Genomic DNA, 18,170 nt, shown 5'->3' on the forward strand with positions numbered 1-18,170 from the left:
CATGGCTGAGAACCTGATAGAAGTGCGCGATCTGGCCGTCGAGTTCGTTAACGGCGGGCAGGCCAAGCGAGTCGTCGAGGGGGTGAGCTTCGATATTCGCAAAGGCGAGACCCTGGCACTGGTCGGGGAAAGCGGCTCCGGCAAATCGGTCACGGCTCACTCGATCCTGCGCCTACTGCCCTACCCGCTCGCGCAAAATCCGGCTGGAGAAATCATCTACGCCGGCAAGGACCTGCTCAAGGCGTCCGAGAAGCGCATGCGCAGCATACGGGGCGACCGGATCGCGATGGTGTTCCAGGAGCCCATGACTTCGCTAAACCCGCTGCATACGATCGGCAAGCAGATCAACGAAGTGCTGCAGATCCACAAGGGGCTCAACGGCAAAGCGGCCACAGCACGCACGCTGGAGTTGCTCGAACTGGTCGGAATACCCGAGCCCGCCAAGCGCATTCGCGCCTATCCCCATGAACTCTCGGGCGGCCAGCGCCAGCGCGTGGTGATCGCCATGGCGCTGGCCAACGAACCGGAACTGCTCATCGCCGACGAGCCGACCACCGCGCTCGACGTCACGGTACAGCTGAAAATCCTGGAGCTGCTCAAAGAGTTACAGGCACGCCTGGGTATGGCCCTGCTGCTGATCAGCCACGACCTGAACCTCGTTCGCCGAATTGCGCATCATGTATGTGTCATGCAGAGCGGTCGCGTCGTCGAACAAGCACCTTGCAAGGAGTTGTTCCGAGCACCGCAGCATCCGTACACCCGGGAGCTGCTCGCAGCCGAACCTGACGGTCGGCCGGTAGCGGCGGAGCCAGCGTCGCCAACGCTGCTCGAAGTGAAGGATCTGCGAGTCTGGTTTCCGATCAAGAAAGGGCTGTTCAGGCATACCGTCGATCACATCAAAGCGGTTGATGGCGTTACCTTCGAACTACCGAAAGGTCAGACGCTGGGCATAGTCGGCGAAAGCGGATCGGGTAAATCGACACTGGGGTTGGCGATTCTGCGGCTGTTATCGAGCAGTGGCGAGATTCGCTTTCGTGACCAGGCCTTGGAGAACATGTCGCAACGGGCGGTACGTCCGCTACGACGCCAGATGCAGGTGGTCTTCCAAGACCCCTTTGGCAGCCTCAGCCCCAGGATGTCGATCGGTCAGATCGTCGGCGAGGGGCTAAGCATCCATGGGATGGGTACGGCCGAAGAGCAAGCGCAGGCCATCATCGATGCGCTGGTCGAGGTAGGGCTCGACCCTGAAAGCCGCCACCGTTACCCGCACGAGTTTTCCGGTGGGCAACGCCAACGGATTGCAATCGCCAGAGCGCTGGCTCTCAAGCCGGACCTGATCCTGCTTGATGAACCAACCTCGGCACTGGATCGAACCGTACAGCGGCAAGTGGTGGAGCTACTACGCTCGCTACAGGCCAAGTACAACCTGACCTACCTGTTCATCAGCCATGACCTGGCGGTGGTGCGGGCACTGAGCCACCAGATGATGGTGATCAAGCAAGGCAAGGTCGTTGAACAAGGGTTGGCAGAGACCATCTTTGCCGCCCCGCAACATCCGTACACACAGCAGTTGCTGGAATCGGCCTTTATGGTCCCGGCGACTGATGAACAACCAGAAGAGGGACAAGCACATGGGTTTTCTTACCGGTAAGCGCGTATTGATCGTCGGCGTCGCCAGCAAACTGTCGATCGCCTCCGGCATCGCCGCGGCCATGCACCGTGAGGGCGCCGAACTGGCTTTCACCTATCAGAACGAGAAGCTCAAGGGCCGCGTTGAAGAGTTCGCGGCAAGTTGGGGCTCGGGCCCTGAGCTGTGCTTTCCGTGCGACGTAGCCAGCGACGACGAAATTGGCAAGGTCTTCGAAGAGCTGGGCAAGAAATGGGACGGCCTGGACGGTATCGTCCACTCGGTGGGATTCGCCCCGGGCGACCAGCTGGACGGCGACTTCACAGACGTCACTACGCGTGAAGGCTTCCGTATCGCCCATGACATCAGTGCCTACAGCCTGGTTGCGCTGGCGAAGGCCGGCCGGCCGATGATGAAAGGCCGTAACGGCAGCATCCTGACGCTTTCCTATCTCGGTGCCGAGCGCACCATGCCGAACTACAACGTGATGGGCATGGCCAAAGCCAGCCTCGAGGCCGGCGTTCGCTACCTCGCAGTCAGCCTTGGCCCAGAAGGCACGCGTGTCAACGCGGTATCCGCCGGCCCTATCCGCACCCTGGCGGCGTCTGGAATCAAGAGCTTCCGCAAAATGCTGGCGGCCAACGAGAAGCAGACCCCGCTGCGCCGCAATGTCACCATCGAAGAAGTCGGCAATGCCGGCGCGTTTCTCTGCTCCGACCTGGCATCAGGTATCAGCGGTGAGATTCTTTATGTCGACGGCGGCTTCAACACCACCGCCATGGGCGCGATGGAAGACTGATCCGGCAGTAATAAAAAACCCGCATCGAGATGCGGGTTTTTTTGTGCCAGCTATCGGCTAATCAATACGTTTCGATCTTCGCCTCGGCGTGCAGCATCTCCCTGTAGGCGGCAAAGTCCTGCTGACCACTGCGCGACGCCAGGAACCGACGGTAGTTCTGCTTATCTTCAGCCGAGAGTTCGGTTGTGGGCTCACTAACCCCACTCAGGCGAATCACTACGTAGTCACCATCAGCGAGACGGACACTGCCGTATGTGGGCTTGTCGTTCGAAGTCGGCTTCGGCATCCGAAACACTTGCTGCAGCACTACGGGCTCGACACCTTCCTGATTGCGCGAAGCGGCTTCGACCGACTGCCATTGCTTATCGACCTGCCCGCCATCGCGGAGCGTACTGATCAGCTGCTCCCCCGCTTCTTTCGCCTGATCAGCGGCTTTGCTGCGCTGCAACTGAGCGACGATGTCGCTTTTCACCGCATCGAAGGCCAGCACTTCGGGCTGAAGATGTTCCTTTGCTCGCACCACGACGACCGTATCAGGGTCCAGCTCGATGACACTGCTATTGGCACCATCGATCAGCACTTCATCGCTAAACGCGGCCTGGATGACCTGCCTATTGGCCGCAACGCCTGCACCACCCTCCCGACCGAAAGGCTCGCTGGTCTGAACGGTCAGACCCAGCTCCTGGGCCGGCTGGGCAAGGTCGGATGATTCGAACGCAGTGTCCTCCAGCTGTTTGCTCGCCTCGACAAAGCGCTGTTCCACCTGCTGCGCCTTGAGCTCACGCACCAGCTCGGGCTTCATGCTCTCAAGCGACGGGACCTCGGGCGATTGCACGTCCAACAGTTTGATGAGGTGCCAGCCAAACTCGGACCGTACCGGTGCTGATACCTGGCCTTTGTCGAGCGCATACAAGGCCTTTTCGAACGCGGGGTCATAGACACCTGGCCCGGCAAATCCGAGATCGCCTCCTTCATTGGCCGAGCCCGGATCCTCGGAGACTTCCTTGGCCAGCGCTGCGAAATCCTCGCCCGCAGCCAATCGCTTGGCGACCTGCTCGATTTTTGCCTTGGCGTCGGCGTCGCTGGCCTCGATCAGAATATGCGCGGCACGGCGCTGCTCTGCCAGGTTGGCGATGCGCTGCTTGTAGAGGTCCTGGATCGCCTCATCCGACACCTCGACCTGATCGAAGAACGACTCCTTGTTCAGCTCGACGTACTCGAGAACAACCTGCTCCGGTGAGCGAAAACGATCGGTGTTCTGCTCGTAGAATTCGCGCGCCTCGTCATCGCTTACCTCGACAGCGGTCGTGTTCGCAGGCACGGTTATCGTCGCGAAGTCGCGGGTTTGCTGTTCCAGACGAGCGAACGCCTCGATCTGCTTATCGGTGACGAAACCAGAACCGGAAATGCCCGCACGCAGCTGCCCAATCAGCATCTCCTGCTTTAGCAACTGACGAAACTGGAGCCTGGTGTAACCCATCTGCTGGATGACCTGATCGAACCGTGCCGCATTGAACGTGCCGTCTACGGTGAATTCCGGCGTCTGCAGAATCAGTTGATCAAGCGCCGCTTCAGAGAACGCGAAATCGGCATCTCGTGCGCCCTGCAACAACAATGTGCGGTCGATCAGTGCGCGCAGGGATGACTCACGCACCAGCTTGTCGTCCAGCAGCGAGGGGTCGAAGTCACCGCCCAGCTGCTGAGCCAACTGCCGACGTTGCATGTTCATTGCCTGGTTGAGCTCGTTCAGCGAGATGTCCTCGCCATTGACCTCGGCCGCGTTTCGACTGTTGCTCGCCGCGTTGAAGATGGCATCGAAGCCTGTCAACGCCAGCAGCATGACGATGATGCCGATGATGGTTTTGGCAATCCAGCCTTGTGAATTGTCCCTGATGTTCTGAAGCATGCGTCCCCCAGGAGTCAGCTGCGCAATGATCACTGCAGCACGGGTGGAAACCGGATAAAAGAAAGGCGCATCCAGGGATGCGCCTTCTCGGAGCTTTTGGAGCGGTCGGGCCTTATCCCCCAAGCCCTAACGCGACAGGTAGTCCTGTTCGAACACCCGCTCCAAGCCAGGGCCAGCGCTAACTGACAACTGGCCGGATCGAAAACGCTTAGTTAACAGCGTCTTTCAGAGCCTTGCCAGCTTTGAAACCCGGGATCTTGGCCGCAGCGATGTTGATCGGCTTGCCAGTCTGCGGGTTACGGCCGGTGCGAGCAGCGCGTTCCTTGACAGCGAAAGTACCGAAACCAACCAGCACCACGGAATCACCAGCCTTCAGAGCGCCAGTGACGGATTCGATCACTGCATCCAGCGCGCGGCCAGCAACAGCTTTCGGGATATCAGCAGATGCAGCGATGGCATCGATCAGTTCCGACTTGTTCACTCTAAGTCCCCTTATTTCTGTTGAGTCGTACTTTAATTTTTGGGTGTAAGCAAAGCGGTGCTGAAATAGCAGCAACACAGAGGGCCGGCTTATAGCAAGCCCATCGAAAATGTGTCAACAAAGCCTTTCAGACTAATGCGTGCTGATTCGCTCCTTGGAATCAGTCTCGCGCTTGTCGTCCTTTGCAACAATATCGGGAGCCGCATCGGGCAAGGGCTCCGGCGCGTATTGCAGCGCAATTTGGAGGACTTCGTCAATCCACTTCACCGGTTTAATCTGCAGGTCCTGCTTAATATTCTCAGGAATCTCCTTCAGATCACGTTGGTTTTCTTCGGGAATGATCACCGTCTTGATCCCCCCGCGATGCGCCGCCAGTAACTTCTCTTTCAGGCCGCCAATGGCCAATACCTGACCACGCAGGGTTATCTCCCCGGTCATCGCCACCTCGGCGCGCACCGGAATTTGCGTCAGCGCCGAGACGAGCGCCGTACACATCCCAATGCCCGCGCTCGGGCCGTCCTTGGGTGTCGCACCCTCCGGCACGTGAATGTGGATGTCCTGCCTCTCGTGGAAGTCCACCGGGACACCCAGACTCTTGGCACGGCTACGGACGACCGTAAGCGCAGCAGTGATCGACTCACCCATCACATCGCCCAACGAACCGGTCTTGGTCAGGCGTCCTTTGCCGGGAACCACTGCCGCCTCGATGGTCAGGAGTTCGCCACCAACCTGGGTCCAGGCCAAACCGGTTACCTGGCCCACCTGGTCCTGTTGTTCCGCCAGCCCGTAGCGGAACTTGCGTACGCCCAGGAAGTGCTCGAGCGAATCGGCGGTGACCTTCACCTCGAAGCTCTTTTCCGCGGCATGCTCCTTGACCACTTTCCGGCAAACCTTCGCGATCTGCCGTTCCAGGCTGCGAACGCCCGCTTCACGGGTGTAGTAACGGATGATGTCGCGGATCGCTTCTTCGTCGAACAGCAGCTCGGTCTTTTTGAGTCCGTTGGCCTTGATCTGCTTGGGCACCAGGTAGCGAATCGCAATGTTGATCTTCTCGTCCTCGGTGTAGCCGGGCAGACGGATGATCTCCATGCGGTCGAGCAACGGGGCCGGGATGTTCATCGAGTTGGCAGTACAGAGGAACATCACGTCCGACAGGTCATAGTCGACTTCGAGGTAATGGTCGTTGAAATTGTGGTTCTGCTCGGGATCGAGCACTTCCAGCAATGCCGACGCCGGATCGCCACGCATGTCATTGCCCATCTTGTCGATCTCGTCGAGCAGGAACAATGGGTTACGCACGCCCACCTTGCTCATCTTCTGGATCAAACGACCCGGCATCGAGCCGATGTAGGTGCGTCGATGGCCGCGAATCTCGGCTTCGTCCCGCACGCCACCCAGCGCCATCCGAACGAACTTGCGGTTGGTCGAGCGCGCGATGGATTCCGCCAGCGACGTTTTGCCCACACCCGGCGGGCCAACCAGGCACAAGACCGGGCCCTTGAGCTTCTTCACGCGTTTCTGGACCGCGAGATATTCCAGGATGCGGTCTTTCACTTCGTCCAGGCCGTAGTGATCGGCGTCTAGCACCTCTTCAGCCTTGGCCAGGTCCAGGCGCACCTTGCTGGCGGCCTTCCAGGGCACATTTACCAGCCAATCGATATAAGTCCGCACGACGGTAGCTTCTGCCGACATCGGTGACATCTGCTTGAGCTTGTTCAGCTCGGCTGTCGCTTTGGCGTGCGCATCCTTGCTCAAGCCGGCGTTCTCGATGCGCTTTTTCAGCTCATCGACTTCGTTGTGGCCTTCGTCGATATCGCCGAGCTCTTTCTGGATGGCCTTCATCTGCTCATTCAGATAGTACTCACGCTGGCTGCGCTCCATCTGCTTCTTCACGCGGCCACGAATGCGCTTTTCCACCTGCAGTAGATCGATTTCGGCGTCCAGCAAGGCGAGCACGTGTTCGACCCGAGCGGGCAAGTCAATGATCTCGAGGATTGCCTGCTTCTGTTCGATCTTGAGCGCCATATGCGCAGCCATGGTATCCACCAGGCGCGCAGGCTCATCGATGCTTGCAAGCGACGAGAGCACTTCGGAAGGGACCTTCTTGCCCAGCTGGACATATTGCTCGAACTGGCTCAGCAAGCTCCGGGTCAGGACCTCCGACTCGCGCTCCTCGATGTCTGACTCCTCGATCAGCGAGACTTGCGCACGGCAATGGTCCTCCACCTCGAAGAAGTGATCGATGATGCCCCGCTGCTCGCCCTCAACGAGCACCTTGACGGTGCCATCCGGCAATTTGAGCAACTGCAGCACGGTCGCGACCGTTCCAACACGATACAAGGCCTCTTCAGACGGATCGTCGTCAGCCGGGTTCTTCTGGGCCAGGAGCAGTATCTGCTTGTCACCAGCCATGGCCGATTCAAGGGCCTCGATGGACTTCTCACGGCCAACGAACAGCGGAATTACCATGTGCGGGTAAACCACGACATCGCGCAGCGGCAAAAGGGGCAATTCGATGGTTGTCTTCATAAATTCAGCTCTACGACGGCCATACGGCGGTAAACGGGAAACACCCTGGCAATCAAGATGGGGGCACGCAACGTAAAAAACAAGGATTCAGCGGAAAAGCAAAGGGGCCCGGAGGCCCCTTGTTCTTTTACGCGTCTGGCGCAGCCTTCGCAGGCGGCTCGCTATTTTCGTATATCAGCAGCGGCTGAGACGTTCCTTCGATAACGCTCTCATCGATGACCACCTTGCTGACATCCTTCTGGGAAGGGATCTCATACATGGTATCCAACAGAACACCCTCGAGGATCGAACGCAGGCCACGCGCGCCGGTCTTGCGCTCCAGTGCACGAGTGGCCACTGCTTTCAGTGCATCGGTACGGAACTCCAGATCCACACCTTCCAGCTCGAACAGCTTGGCATACTGCTTGGTCAGCGCGTTCTTCGGCTCCGTCAGAATCTGGATCAACGCAGCCTCGTCCAGCTCGTCCAGCGTGGCGATGACTGGCAATCGCCCGACGAACTCCGGAATCAGACCGAACTTGACCAGGTCGTCCGGCTCGACTGCACGGAGCGACTCACCAATCTTCTTGCCGGGATCCTGACTCCGGACCTCGGCATTGAAGCCGATACCGCCCTTGGCCGAGCGCCCCTGTATCACCTTCTCAAGACCGGCAAACGCACCGCCGCAGATGAACAGGATATTTCGCGTGTCGACCTGCAGGAATTCCTGCTGAGGATGCTTTCGCCCACCCTGCGGGGGCACCGAAGCAACCGTACCTTCGATGAGCTTGAGCAGTGCCTGCTGCACGCCCTCCCCCGATACGTCTCGGGTGATCGATGGGTTATCGGACTTGCGCGAAATCTTGTCGATCTCGTCGATGTAGACGATACCCATCTGGGCCTTTTCGACATCGTAATCGCACTTCTGCAACAGCTTCTGGATGATGTTCTCGACATCTTCGCCTACGTAACCAGCTTCGGTAAGCGTGGTCGCGTCTGCGATGGTGAAGGGCACGTTCAGCAACCGGGCCAATGTCTCGGCCAGCAACGTCTTACCCGAGCCCGTCGGCCCGATAAGTAGAATGTTGCTCTTGCCCAGTTCGACTTCTTCCTTCTTGTCGCGCTGATTGAGCCGCTTGTAGTGGTTGTATACAGCCACGGCCAGGATTTTCTTGGCACGTTCCTGACCAATGACGTACTGGTCGAGGATGCCGCTGATTTCCTTGGGCGCAGGCAGCTTTTGCGCGCTGCTCTCGGCCTGGGCTTCCTGCACCTCCTCGCGGATGATGTCATTGCACAGGTCGACGCACTCGTCGCAGATAAATACCGAGGGTCCGGCAATCAACTTGCGTACTTCATGCTGGCTTTTGCCGCAAAAAGAGCAATAGAGCAGTTTGCCGGAGTCCTCGCCGTTGCGGGTGTCAGTCATTCGATCGATCCAATCGGGAAGGCTTGAAATACAAGATGAAGGCAAATGCGGGCATTTTCAAGGGCACGCGACGGCGCACATGACGGACGCCCGCTAACGTTGACCTCCTGGACCGTATCAGACCGGCTGTTGACGCTTCTCATGAACAGCGTCGACGACTCCATACTCCAGCGCGCGGCTAGCGCTCATGAAGTAGTCGCGGTTGGTGTCACGCTCGATCGTCGCCAGATCCTGACCGGTGTGATGCGCCAGCAGCTGATTCAACCGCTCGCGAATGTAGAGGATCTCGCGCGCATGGATGTCGATGTCCGACGCCTGACCCTGGAAACCACCGAGTGGCTGGTGAATCATCACCCGGGCGTTCGGCAGGCAGAAACGCTTGCCCTTGGCGCCGCCCGCGAGCAGGAACGCACCCATGCTGCAGGCCTGGCCGATACACGTCGTCGAAACGTCGGCCTTGATGAACTGCATGGTGTCGTAAATGGCCATGCCCGCGGTGACGGAGCCGCCCGGGGAATTGATATACAGGTGAATATCCTTCTCCGGGTTTTCCGCCTCGAGAAACAGCATTTGAGCGACGATCAGGTTGGCCATGTAGTCTTCAACCTGGCCCACCATGAAGATCACCCGCTCTTTCAGAAGACGGGAATAGATGTCGTACGCGCGCTCGCCACGAGCAGATTGCTCGATGACCATGGGCACCAGCCCACCAGCCGCCTGGATGTCTGGTGCTTGCATAAACGGATTGCCGGACATTTCCAACGAAACTCCCTAGTCATGCCGCAAAGACATAAGCCAGCGCGAGGCTGGCTTATGAGTATGCATATAAACGGTTGAAGAGACTCAGGCAGCTTGCGGAGCTTCCGCAGGCTTCACTGCTTCTTCGTAGGAGACCGATTTGTCGGTCACTTTAGCCTGCTGCAGGACAGTATCTACAACTTGTTCTTCGAGCACAACAGAACGGACTTCGTTCAATTGCTCGTCGTTCTTGTAGTACCAGGATACGACCTGCTCCGGCTCCTGATAGGCGGAAGCCATTTCCTCGATCAGCTCGCGCACACGCGCGTCGTCAGGCTTGAGCTCGTACTGCTTGACCACTTCAGCAACGATCAGACCCAACACGACGCGGCGCTTGGCCTGCTCTTCGAACAGCTCAGCGGGCAGTTGGTCGGGCTTGATATTGCCGCCGAACTGCTGAACCGCCTGAACACGCAAGCGATTCACCTCGTTGTCGATCAGCGCCTTCGGCACTTCGATCGGATTCGAGCTGACCAGACCTTCCATGACCTGATTCTTCACCTTGGTCTTGATGGCTTGGCGCAGCTCGCGCTCCATGTTCTTCTTGACCTCAGCCCGGAACCCTTCCAAGCCACCTTCCTGCACGCCGAACTGCGCGAAGAATTCTTCGTTGAGCTCAGGCAGCTGGGGGGCTTCGACGCTATTGACCGTCACGGTGAACTCGGCCGTTTTACCCGCCAGGTCGAGATTCTGATAGTCCTCGGGGAACGTCGGGGTGATCACCCGCTCTTCACCCGCCTTGGCACCAACGAGTGCGGACTCGAAACCTGGAATCATGCGACCGGAGCCAAGCACCAGTTGAGTCCCTTTGGCCGAGCCACCAGCAAAGGCTTCGCCGTCGATCTTGCCGACGAAATCGATGTTCAGCTGGTCGCCGTCTTCAGCCGCACGCTCGGCCTTCTCGAAGCGGGTGTTCTGCTTACGCAGGATGTCGAGCATGTTGTCGACGTCAGCATCCTTGACTTCCGCCTGCAGACGCTCGACTACGATACCCTCGAAGCCTGCAACCTTGAACTCGGGAAATACTTCGAAGGTCGCGACGTACTCGAGATCCTTGCCCTTCTCGAACACCTTCGGCTCGACGGCCGGTGCGCCGGCAGGGTTCAGCTTTTCAGCCACCACGGCCTCATAGAAGGTGGCCTGGATCAGATCACCCAGCGCTTCCTGACGTGCGGCCGCCTCGTAACGCTGGCGAATGACGCTCATCGGCACTTTGCCGGGACGGAAACCTGGGATCTTTGCACGGCTGGCGGTCTGTTGCAGACGCTTGTTGACTTCGGTCTCGATGCGCTCGACCGGCACGCCAATGGTCATGCGGCGCTCAAGAGCGGAGGTGCTTTCAACAGAAACTTGCATGGATTTTCCTCGTTGCACAGACATAAGCCGGCGTTCCGGCCCCAGAATGGGCAAGCATTCTAGTGGCTCGTCTCATAGAAGTCACCCCGCGCGTATGCGCGCTTGCCCACTGAAACCTGCTCCGACTTCCGGCCGCTTCGACCGCAGCGACATCAACGTGAAAGCATCACTGCGAACATCATCGATACACATGCAACGGCGGGTTCGCTGGTCTATGTTATAGAAGCGCTGATGCCAGAGCCCCTGGTGCCTTAGAGGAAGCGGCAATCATGACTGACGACATTGGAAAATTGGTACTGAGGTTATCGGTGGGAGTGCTGATCCTCCTACACGGCATATCCAAGCTGCTCAACGGCGTAGATGGCATAGCCGGCATGCTGAGCGGCCATGGTCTACCGACGTTTCTGGCCTACGGCGCATACCTGGGTGAAGTCGTTGGGCCCGTCTTGGTCATCCTTGGCCTGTTCACGCGCGTCGGCGCCGTACTCATGATTGGCAACATGCTCTTTGCCTTCGGCCTCGCCCACATGCAGCAGATCTTCTCTCTAAGCCAGACGGGCGGCTGGGCTCTTGAGTTGCAGGGAATGTTCCTCTTCGGCTCGATCGCCATTGCCCTGCTCGGGGCTGGCAGGCACAGCGTCGGCGGGCTTCATGGCCGATATAACTGAAGCATCATAGAGCGCCACCAGACGCGGGCTCGCCCGCGCCTCGGCAGCCGCGGCGATGCCCACTCGATGCAGTGGGCAATGCCTTGCGGCGTTGGCTAATATCAGTGACATGACAGCTACGGTTCCGATTCGTCAGCCTTGCCCGCCAGCCGCATGCATTTGTGGGCGCGAGCAATTGTTGCAGACTCCGAGCACCGATCTGCGCATTCTTCGCCTGACCCGACACGAGGAAAGCCGCCTGCTGGAGCGCTTGGAAAGCCTGACAAGCCTGGAAGATCTGGAGCATATGCAACAACGAATGTACCAGCAGCTAGGCATTCGTCTGCACATTGCGCCGGGTTTCAACGAAGTGCGCAGCATGCGAGGTATCCGCATCGAGCTGGACGACCTGCCAGGACTCTGCCGCAAGACCCGCCAGTCGATACCTGCCGCGATCAGGCGCGCATTGGAGAGGCGCCCAGAGATCGCCTATCGCCTGCTGGATGCACACGACCTGTTGCGCGACGCCTAAGCCCAGCCAGCACATGCTGGCTCTCATATAGGTTCGATATCGCTCCTAGCCGCCCGGGTAGCAGCATGCACGTGGCCGTCACCGTCGTAACGTTCGCCATAGACACACCAGTAGGCACGAACATTGGCGCGTTAACTCGCTTTATTGCTTCGCTTTGGCCCGGTCCACGTTTCAGCTTGGCGGTACGCTGGAACGGCGTTCGGTTTCCTGCTGACCGCCGCGATCATGGTCTCATTTGGTCAGATCAACATCCTCTGGTTCGACCTGTTGGGGCTGTTTGCCATCGGTGTGCAATACCGGCTGAGCCGCTGGCATCGCGGAAAATCTGGAACGCCTACAAGCCTTCAATACAGGACTCAGCGTTCAGCTCCGCTGACCCCCAAGTCGCCAGCGGTGCAACCGCTCTGCCCAACCGATGGCGCGTGCCGGCCTGCGCTGCTGCCGCCAGGCAACGGCAACTACTCGACTGGCTTCTCCCAGGGTCGCCCCGAGCTGTACGGTGTTGGCGAGCTTGTTCAGCCCAAGCTTGTGCTTCATCGCCAGGACGAAGCCGGCAAGCGTCTCGCTGGCCTGATCGCCAACGATGGTGACCCCGAGGATGCGGTCCTTGCCACGCTCGGTGAGCACCTTGACGAAGCCGTCATCGGCACCCTCGGCGACCGCCCCGGCTATGGCACCGAGGCTCAGGCGAGTCACCTCGAATTCCACTCCCAGCGCCTGTGCCTTGGCCTCGGTAAGCCCGACCGAGGCCACCTCGGGCGAGGTGAACACGGCGTGGGGTATGGCCCGCTCGCTGACCACGAACCGTTTGAAGCTTCCGAACAGTGTATTGAACGCCGCGTACCAGCCCTGGTGCTCGGCCACGTGCGGGGCGCCATATGGCCCGGCCACGCTACCCACTGCATAAATGTTGGGGAACCGGGTCGCCAGATACTCATCGACTTCAAGACTGCCATCGTCTGCGCAACACAGCCCCAGCGTTTCCGTGCCCAGCCCATCGATATCGGCGCGCTCTCCAAGCGCCAGCAAGACGCGGTCGAACGGCAGCATCTCCTCTTCCTCGTCGTCGACAGCGCAGACCAACCGATGCTCGCCATCGACCTCCTCGACACGCAGCGGCGACAGGCCAAGCCGTATTTGGACGCCGTCGGCAGCCAGCGCGGTCGTGATCGCCCGGGCCGCCTCCGCATCTTCTTCTTTGAGCAACCCCTCACGCTCACAGACCAGCGTGACCTGACAACCCAGCCGCTGGAACGCCTGAGCGAACTCGCAGGCGCCTGCACCTGCGCCGAGTATCAGCAGCCGCTCGGGGCGCTTCCGCAGGCTCCAGAGGTTATCGCAGGTCAACGGCTCGGCCGCCTCAAGACCAGGGATCGGCGGAATCCATGGCCGGCTACCGGTGGCGATGACGATGGCACGAGTGGCCAGGGTGCGACCGTTCACCTCGACTTCCCAAGGGGATTTCAGCCGTCCTTCGCCCATGATCACCTCGACCCCGAGGTCGGCGTAGTGTTCGGGCGAAGCATCTTCCACCGCTTTGTCGACGAGTCGCTTCACCTGCGTCATCACCCCGGCGAAATCAACTTCATTCGCCGACTGGCTGGCCGTACGCGGATCGTGACGCAGCGCGTGCACCCGTCCTGCAGAACTGCTCAGGGCCCTGGCCGGGACGCTGCCTTCATGCACGGCCACCCCGCCGAGACGCTGCCGTTCGATCAGGCTCACCCGCGCCTTCAATGACGCAGCGATCCGTGCGGTCGCCAAGCCGCCGGTGCCGCCGCCGATAACCACCAGATTGCGTTCGAAGCGCTTGGGCTTGCGCCAGCCCCGGTAGGCCTTGCGAGCCTTGTATAGCGTCAGCAACCGGGTAGCCAGGATAGGAAACACCGCCAGCAGCACCAGCGTGCCAATCATGCTCGGTGAAAGAATGCCGGACAGCGATTTCAGGCGGACCAACTGCTGCCCAGCATTCACATAGATGGCATGCCCCGGCAGCATGCCCAGCTGAGTGGTCCACCAGAAGGTCCACATACTCACCCGAGTCAGGCCCAGCGCCGGGTTCAGCAGCACGAAGGGCACCAGCGGAATCAGCCTCAGCGAGACCAGGTAGAAGGTGCCGTCGCGCGCCAACCCCTTGTTAATGCCGGTTATCTGCTTGCCGAAGCGCTTCTGCACCCAATCGCGCAGCATGAAGCGGCTGATCAGCATGGCGATCACGGCACCGACGTTCGATGCGATCGAGACCAGCAGCGTGCCTTCCAATAGTCCGAACAGGGCGCCAGCCAACAGCGTCAGCACCACGGTACCGGGGAAAGACAGCGCAGTGAGCGCGGCATAGCCGAAAAAGAACACCCCACGCGCCCACCAGGGATGAGCCTGCACCTGTCCATGCAAAGCGCCGCTATGCGCCTTGATCGACTCGAGCGTCAGGTACTCGCCAAGATCGAAGATGAAGAAGCAGGCGACCGCTGCGATCAGCAGAGCCAGAATGATGAGTCGGCTGGCCTTCATTCGCGCGCAGGCCTCTTCGGCTCAGACACAAACTGTGGCAAGACGCGGTGAAATTTGAGGTTACAGCGGTAGGCATGCATCAATGAAGCGCTCTCGTGCGGCTCAACCCTTGGAGCCTGCAAGCGCGCGGTCGTTCCGAAGCGGCTCGTTCAAGCTGCGGCGCCCGGGAGAAAACGTCATCCATTGCGACATAGCGCTCACTGACACCTTCTGCGATAGTTGTCCGACCAGTCGCATTGCGGCTGGCACACCCTTGCCCACAAGGCATTCGGTGCTCATGACGCGATATGCGCTTCGCTGCCAGTACCTGGGCAGTCTGCCGCGTCCTGTTTTCGCGCTACCCGCGCGTCCCAATGGCCAATCCGCCATTGCCGAGCCCGCCGCTGTTCGCCAGCGCCCGGCCGTTCGCCGATAAAAACCAAAAGACCGATCCGAACAAGGACGCCCCATGAAACTGACCCGTTGCTTCACCGCGCTGGCCGTCGCTGCCACATTGTCTGCGAGCTTCTCTGCCGCTGCTCGCGAGTATTCCGTCTCCACCGTGCTCTCCGACGCCTTCCCCTGGGGCCAGGCCGCGCAAAAATGGGCCGATCTGGTCGAGGAGCGCTCCAAGGGGGAAATCACCCTGCGGGTTTACCCCAATGCCCAGCTGGTCGCCGGCGATCAGACGAAAGAATTCTCGGCCATGCGCTCGGGCCTGATCGACATGGCGGTCGGCTCGACCATCAACTGGTCGCCGCAAGTGCCGGAGCTGAACCTGTTCTCGCTGCCTTTCCTGATGACCGACAATGCCGACCTCGACGCCATCACCCAGGGCGAGGCCGGCAAGCAGGCATTCGATGCGATCGAAAAGCGTGGCATCGTCCCGCTGGCCTGGGGCGAGAACGGCTTCCGCGAGTTGTCCAACTCCGTCAAACCGATACGAACCCCTGCGGACCTGGCGGGCCTGAAGATCCGGGTGGTCGGCTCGCCGTTGTTCCAGGACACCTTCACCGCGCTGGGCGCCAACCCCACACAGATGAGCTGGGCCGATGCCAAGCCGGCTCTCACCACCGGCGCCGTCGATGGCCAAGAGAATCCGCTGTCGGTATTTGACGTCGCGCGGGTCGACCAAGTCGGCCAAAAGCACCTGACGCTCTGGCATTACATGGCCGATCCACTGATCTTCGCGGTGAACCAGCGCGTCTGGAAGCAGCTGCCGGAAGCTGACCGCGAGCTGCTCCGTCAGGCGGCCATCGATGCCGGCAAGTGGGAAATCGAACTGTCGCGCAGCGGTGAAGCCAAGCGTCTGGACGACATTCGCGCACGCGGCGTGGACGTGGTCGAACTGACCGCTGAAGAGCATGAAGCCTTCGTCGAAGCGACCCGCAGCGTGCACCAGAACTGGACGCCGAAGATCGGCGCAAAACTGGTCGACGCCGCTCGCACCGCCATTACCGCCGAGTAAACCGTTCTGCCCGGCGGCGCCACGCCGCCGGTTTCGAGGAAACCATGAACAATCGACAGGACGCGCGCCTTGAGCGCGTGCTGGCCACGCTGGCGCTGGTGATCATCAGCCTGATCAGCTTGGCCAACGTTGTGGTCCGCTATTTCACCGACGCCTCCTTTGCCTTTACCGAAGAGTTTTCCGTCTTCCTTCTGGTCATCCTGACCTTCGCCGGTGCAAGCGTCGCCATCCGCAGTAACCGCCACATTCGCATCGGCCTGATCGAGCGGCTTTTCCCCCAACTGCGCACTCCGCTGATCGTCGTGCAGTGGATCGCCAGCATGCTGGTCCTCGGGTTGGTGATCTGGTTCGGCGGGCAGTTCGCGCTGGAAGAGTACCAATGGGATTCGGAGTCGCCGGGCCTGGGCCTGCCGAACTGGTGGTACGTGATCTGGCTGCCGCTGCTGGGGTTGGCGATGGCTGTGCGGCTGAGCCAGATGACCCTCGACCGCCTGAACGGGAGACTGCCTGATGAGCCCTGATGCATGGATGCTCGCCAGCTTTTTGCTCATGCTCCTGATCGGCGTGCCGGTCGCTTTTTCTCTGGCATTGTCCGGCGCCATCGGCATCCTGGCCGGGCTGTCACCGGACATGCTGGCAACGCTCGGCACCAACACCTATAACGGTGTCGCCAAATACCCGCTGATCGCGATCCCGCTGTTCATCCTGACCGGTCTGGTATTCGAGAAATCCGGCGTGGCTTTGCGCCTGGTGCGCTTCGCGCAGGCATTGATCGGCCCGCGCCACGGCGGCCTGGCTATGGTCGCGATACTGGTTTGCCTGATCATGGGTGGAATGAGCGGGTCAGGCCCGGCAGACGCTGCCGCGGTAGCCATGGTAATGCTGCCGAGCATGACCCGAGCCGGCTACCCGAAGCCATTCTCGGCCACGCTGATCGCCGCTTCTGCGTCCACGGCGATCCTGATTCCGCCTTCGATCGCGTTGATCCTTTACTCGATCGTCGTGCCGGGTGTAGACCTGCGTGCACTGTTCGCAGCCGGACTGTTTCCCGGGATCATCGCCGGCCTGGTCTTGCTGCTGCCGGCCTGGCTGCTGTCGCGCCGTAATGGCTGGGAAGATCCGGAACACACCGAGCGCCCGCCGCTGGCCGAAAGCTTCCGCCAGGCGCTGCCGGCGTTGTTCGCGCCAGTACTGATCCTCGGCGGTCTTCGCAGCGGCCTTTTCACGCCGACCGAAGCGGCCGTCGCCGGCGTTACCTATGGTGTGCTGGTCGGCCTGTTCGTCACCCGCGAACTGGACTGGCGTAACCTGTGGCGCCTCTGCGGCGAGGCGGCCGTTATCTCCGGGGTCGTTATGCTGATCATCGCCTTGGCGGGCATCTTCGCCTGGGCCGGCACGATGCTCGGCACCTTCCGCCATCTCGCCGAATGGCTGATCTCGCTCTCGGACAACGGCGCGGTGTTGCTGCTATTGGTGATGGTCGCCGTACTGTTGGCAGGCATGCTGCTGGATGCGATATCGATCTATCTGATCCTCATGCCGATACTGATTCCAGTCATGCAGCACTTTGGCTGGAATCCGGTGTGGTTCGGCATCCTGCTGGCGATGAACATCGCCATCGGGCAGTTCACTCCGCCGGTGGCGATTAACCTGATGGTCACTGCCGAAGTGGCGCGCATACGCCTGGAGCAGACGGTTGGCTGGGCGTTGCTTTTCGTGCTGGTGATGGGCAGTGCGCTGGTGTTGGTGGCGATCTTCCCTGAAATCGCGCTGTGGCTACCGAGAGTGTTGGGGTATGCGGTCTAGGGTGTATCCCAGGTCGCAGCACTAGGGGCTGCAGAAGCCGATGCCGCAAGGCGAGCTGCCTTTTGAAGTCATTGAAGCGCCAGCAAGGCACTGGCAAGACCTGCAACAGGGTGTTGCCGCTGACGCTCTTCAACAGCAGCCTTCAACAGCCCGGTGAGCAGCGGCTCTCACGAGCCAAACCGGGCCAGATACAGAAGCGTGGCCGGCGATCCCGCCATGCATAGCCGGCCGGCAAAGGGGGTAGCTGAAGGGTGCAGCCCAAGCTGGAAGCCAGAGCGCAGCCCTGCGGTCTGCATTCGCCGCGGGGCGCGCCTCCCACCCGT

At 60.3% G+C, this 18,170-nt stretch carries 14 protein-coding genes; 7 read left to right on the forward strand and 7 right to left on the reverse strand.

The window, feature by feature from the left end; all coding sequences use genetic code 11:
- Position 1 precedes the first annotated feature (1 nt).
- Positions 2-1,651 carry an ABC transporter ATP-binding protein gene (locus KCX70_RS12795; protein ID WP_212617778.1) on the forward strand — a complete coding sequence of 550 codons (1,650 nt, stop codon included), beginning with the start codon at positions 2-4 and terminating at the stop codon, positions 1,649-1,651.
- Complete coding sequence (gene fabI, locus KCX70_RS12800; protein ID WP_212617779.1) at positions 1,632-2,426, forward strand: enoyl-ACP reductase FabI; 795 nt, start codon at positions 1,632-1,634, stop codon at positions 2,424-2,426. Before KCX70_RS12795 ends, fabI begins: the two co-directional genes overlap by 20 nt.
- Positions 2,427-2,487: 61 nt before the next feature.
- On the opposite strand, the gene KCX70_RS12805 is transcribed toward fabI, so the two are convergent.
- From KCX70_RS12805 to tig, 6 genes are all read right to left on the reverse strand, one after another.
- On the reverse strand, positions 2,488-4,332 hold the full coding sequence (locus tag KCX70_RS12805; protein ID WP_212617780.1) for a SurA N-terminal domain-containing protein: 1,845 nt from the start codon (positions 4,330-4,332) through the stop codon (positions 2,488-2,490).
- A gap of 208 nt (positions 4,333-4,540) precedes the next feature.
- Positions 4,541-4,813, reverse strand: coding sequence for a nucleoid-associated protein HU-beta (hupB, locus tag KCX70_RS12810; RefSeq protein ID WP_003282502.1), 273 nt, complete (start codon positions 4,811-4,813; stop codon positions 4,541-4,543).
- A 132-nt stretch (positions 4,814-4,945) separates the two neighbouring features.
- Complete coding sequence (lon, locus tag KCX70_RS12815) at positions 4,946-7,342, reverse strand: endopeptidase La (protein ID WP_021208963.1); 2,397 nt, start codon at positions 7,340-7,342, stop codon at positions 4,946-4,948.
- Positions 7,343-7,469: 127 nt separating this feature from the next.
- Entirely contained in the window at positions 7,470-8,750 is a 1,281-nt protein-coding gene (gene clpX / locus KCX70_RS12820) for an ATP-dependent Clp protease ATP-binding subunit ClpX (RefSeq protein ID WP_021208964.1), read from the reverse strand.
- 117 nt (positions 8,751-8,867) lie between these two features.
- Positions 8,868-9,506 (reverse strand): ATP-dependent Clp endopeptidase proteolytic subunit ClpP, encoded by a 639-nt coding sequence (clpP, locus tag KCX70_RS12825; protein WP_212617781.1) that lies wholly within the window; start codon positions 9,504-9,506, stop codon positions 8,868-8,870.
- An 87-nt stretch (positions 9,507-9,593) separates the two neighbouring features.
- Entirely contained in the window at positions 9,594-10,904 is a 1,311-nt protein-coding gene (tig, locus tag KCX70_RS12830) for a trigger factor (protein WP_102850374.1), read from the reverse strand.
- A gap of 269 nt (positions 10,905-11,173) precedes the next feature.
- Here tig and KCX70_RS12835 point away from each other — a divergent pair, with 269 nt between their 5' ends.
- Positions 11,174-11,572, forward strand: coding sequence for a DoxX family protein (locus tag KCX70_RS12835; RefSeq protein ID WP_102850373.1), 399 nt, complete (start codon positions 11,174-11,176; stop codon positions 11,570-11,572).
- A 109-nt stretch (positions 11,573-11,681) separates the two neighbouring features.
- Positions 11,682-12,083: a hypothetical protein gene (locus tag KCX70_RS12840; RefSeq protein WP_102850372.1), complete on the forward strand. Its 402-nt coding sequence runs from the start codon at positions 11,682-11,684 to the stop codon at positions 12,081-12,083.
- 363 nt (positions 12,084-12,446) lie between these two features.
- Here KCX70_RS12840 and KCX70_RS12845 read toward each other — a convergent pair whose 3' ends face one another.
- Positions 12,447-14,594: an FAD-dependent oxidoreductase gene (locus tag KCX70_RS12845; RefSeq protein ID WP_212617782.1), complete on the reverse strand. Its 2,148-nt coding sequence runs from the start codon at positions 14,592-14,594 to the stop codon at positions 12,447-12,449.
- A 448-nt stretch (positions 14,595-15,042) separates the two neighbouring features.
- On the opposite strand from KCX70_RS12845, the gene KCX70_RS12850 reads away from it, so the two are divergent.
- From KCX70_RS12850 to KCX70_RS12860, 3 genes are read left to right on the forward strand one after another with little or no spacing between them, the layout of a single operon-like run.
- On the forward strand, positions 15,043-16,041 hold the full coding sequence (locus KCX70_RS12850; protein WP_212617783.1) for a DctP family TRAP transporter solute-binding subunit: 999 nt from the start codon (positions 15,043-15,045) through the stop codon (positions 16,039-16,041).
- Between the two features lie 44 nt (positions 16,042-16,085).
- Positions 16,086-16,562 carry a TRAP transporter small permease gene (locus tag KCX70_RS12855; RefSeq protein WP_021208972.1) on the forward strand — a complete coding sequence of 159 codons (477 nt, stop codon included), beginning with the start codon at positions 16,086-16,088 and terminating at the stop codon, positions 16,560-16,562.
- Entirely contained in the window at positions 16,552-17,847 is a 1,296-nt protein-coding gene (locus tag KCX70_RS12860) for a TRAP transporter large permease (protein ID WP_102845732.1), read from the forward strand. Before KCX70_RS12855 ends, KCX70_RS12860 begins: the two co-directional genes overlap by 11 nt.
- The last annotated feature ends 323 nt before the right edge of the window (positions 17,848-18,170 follow it).

This window comes from Stutzerimonas stutzeri, from assembly GCF_018138085.1.
GTDB classification, from domain to species: Bacteria; Pseudomonadota; Gammaproteobacteria; order Pseudomonadales; family Pseudomonadaceae; genus Stutzerimonas; species Stutzerimonas stutzeri_AI.

What these genes read in the sequence shown, in the direction of transcription:
- KCX70_RS12855 (WP_021208972.1), top strand. Translation starts at nt 16,086, where the DNA reads ATGAACAATCGACAGGACGCGCGCCTTGAGCGCGTGCTGGCCACGCTG.
- KCX70_RS12835 (WP_102850373.1), top strand. Translation starts at nt 11,174, where the DNA reads ATGACTGACGACATTGGAAAATTGGTACTGAGGTTATCGGTGGGAGTG.
- clpX (WP_021208964.1), bottom strand. Translation starts at nt 8,750, where the DNA reads ATGACTGACACCCGCAACGGCGAGGACTCCGGCAAACTGCTCTATTGC.
- KCX70_RS12860 (WP_102845732.1), top strand. Translation starts at nt 16,552, where the DNA reads ATGAGCCCTGATGCATGGATGCTCGCCAGCTTTTTGCTCATGCTCCTG.
- KCX70_RS12805 (WP_212617780.1), bottom strand. Translation starts at nt 4,332, where the DNA reads ATGCTTCAGAACATCAGGGACAATTCACAAGGCTGGATTGCCAAAACC.
- KCX70_RS12845 (WP_212617782.1), bottom strand. Translation starts at nt 14,594, where the DNA reads ATGAAGGCCAGCCGACTCATCATTCTGGCTCTGCTGATCGCAGCGGTC.
- fabI (WP_212617779.1), top strand. Translation starts at nt 1,632, where the DNA reads ATGGGTTTTCTTACCGGTAAGCGCGTATTGATCGTCGGCGTCGCCAGC.
- KCX70_RS12840 (WP_102850372.1), top strand. Translation starts at nt 11,682, where the DNA reads ATGACAGCTACGGTTCCGATTCGTCAGCCTTGCCCGCCAGCCGCATGC.
- clpP (WP_212617781.1), bottom strand. Translation starts at nt 9,506, where the DNA reads ATGTCCGGCAATCCGTTTATGCAAGCACCAGACATCCAGGCGGCTGGT.
- tig (WP_102850374.1), bottom strand. Translation starts at nt 10,904, where the DNA reads ATGCAAGTTTCTGTTGAAAGCACCTCCGCTCTTGAGCGCCGCATGACC.
- KCX70_RS12795 (WP_212617778.1), top strand. Translation starts at nt 2, where the DNA reads ATGGCTGAGAACCTGATAGAAGTGCGCGATCTGGCCGTCGAGTTCGTT.
- lon (WP_021208963.1), bottom strand. Translation starts at nt 7,342, where the DNA reads ATGAAGACAACCATCGAATTGCCCCTTTTGCCGCTGCGCGATGTCGTG.
- KCX70_RS12850 (WP_212617783.1), top strand. Translation starts at nt 15,043, where the DNA reads ATGAAACTGACCCGTTGCTTCACCGCGCTGGCCGTCGCTGCCACATTG.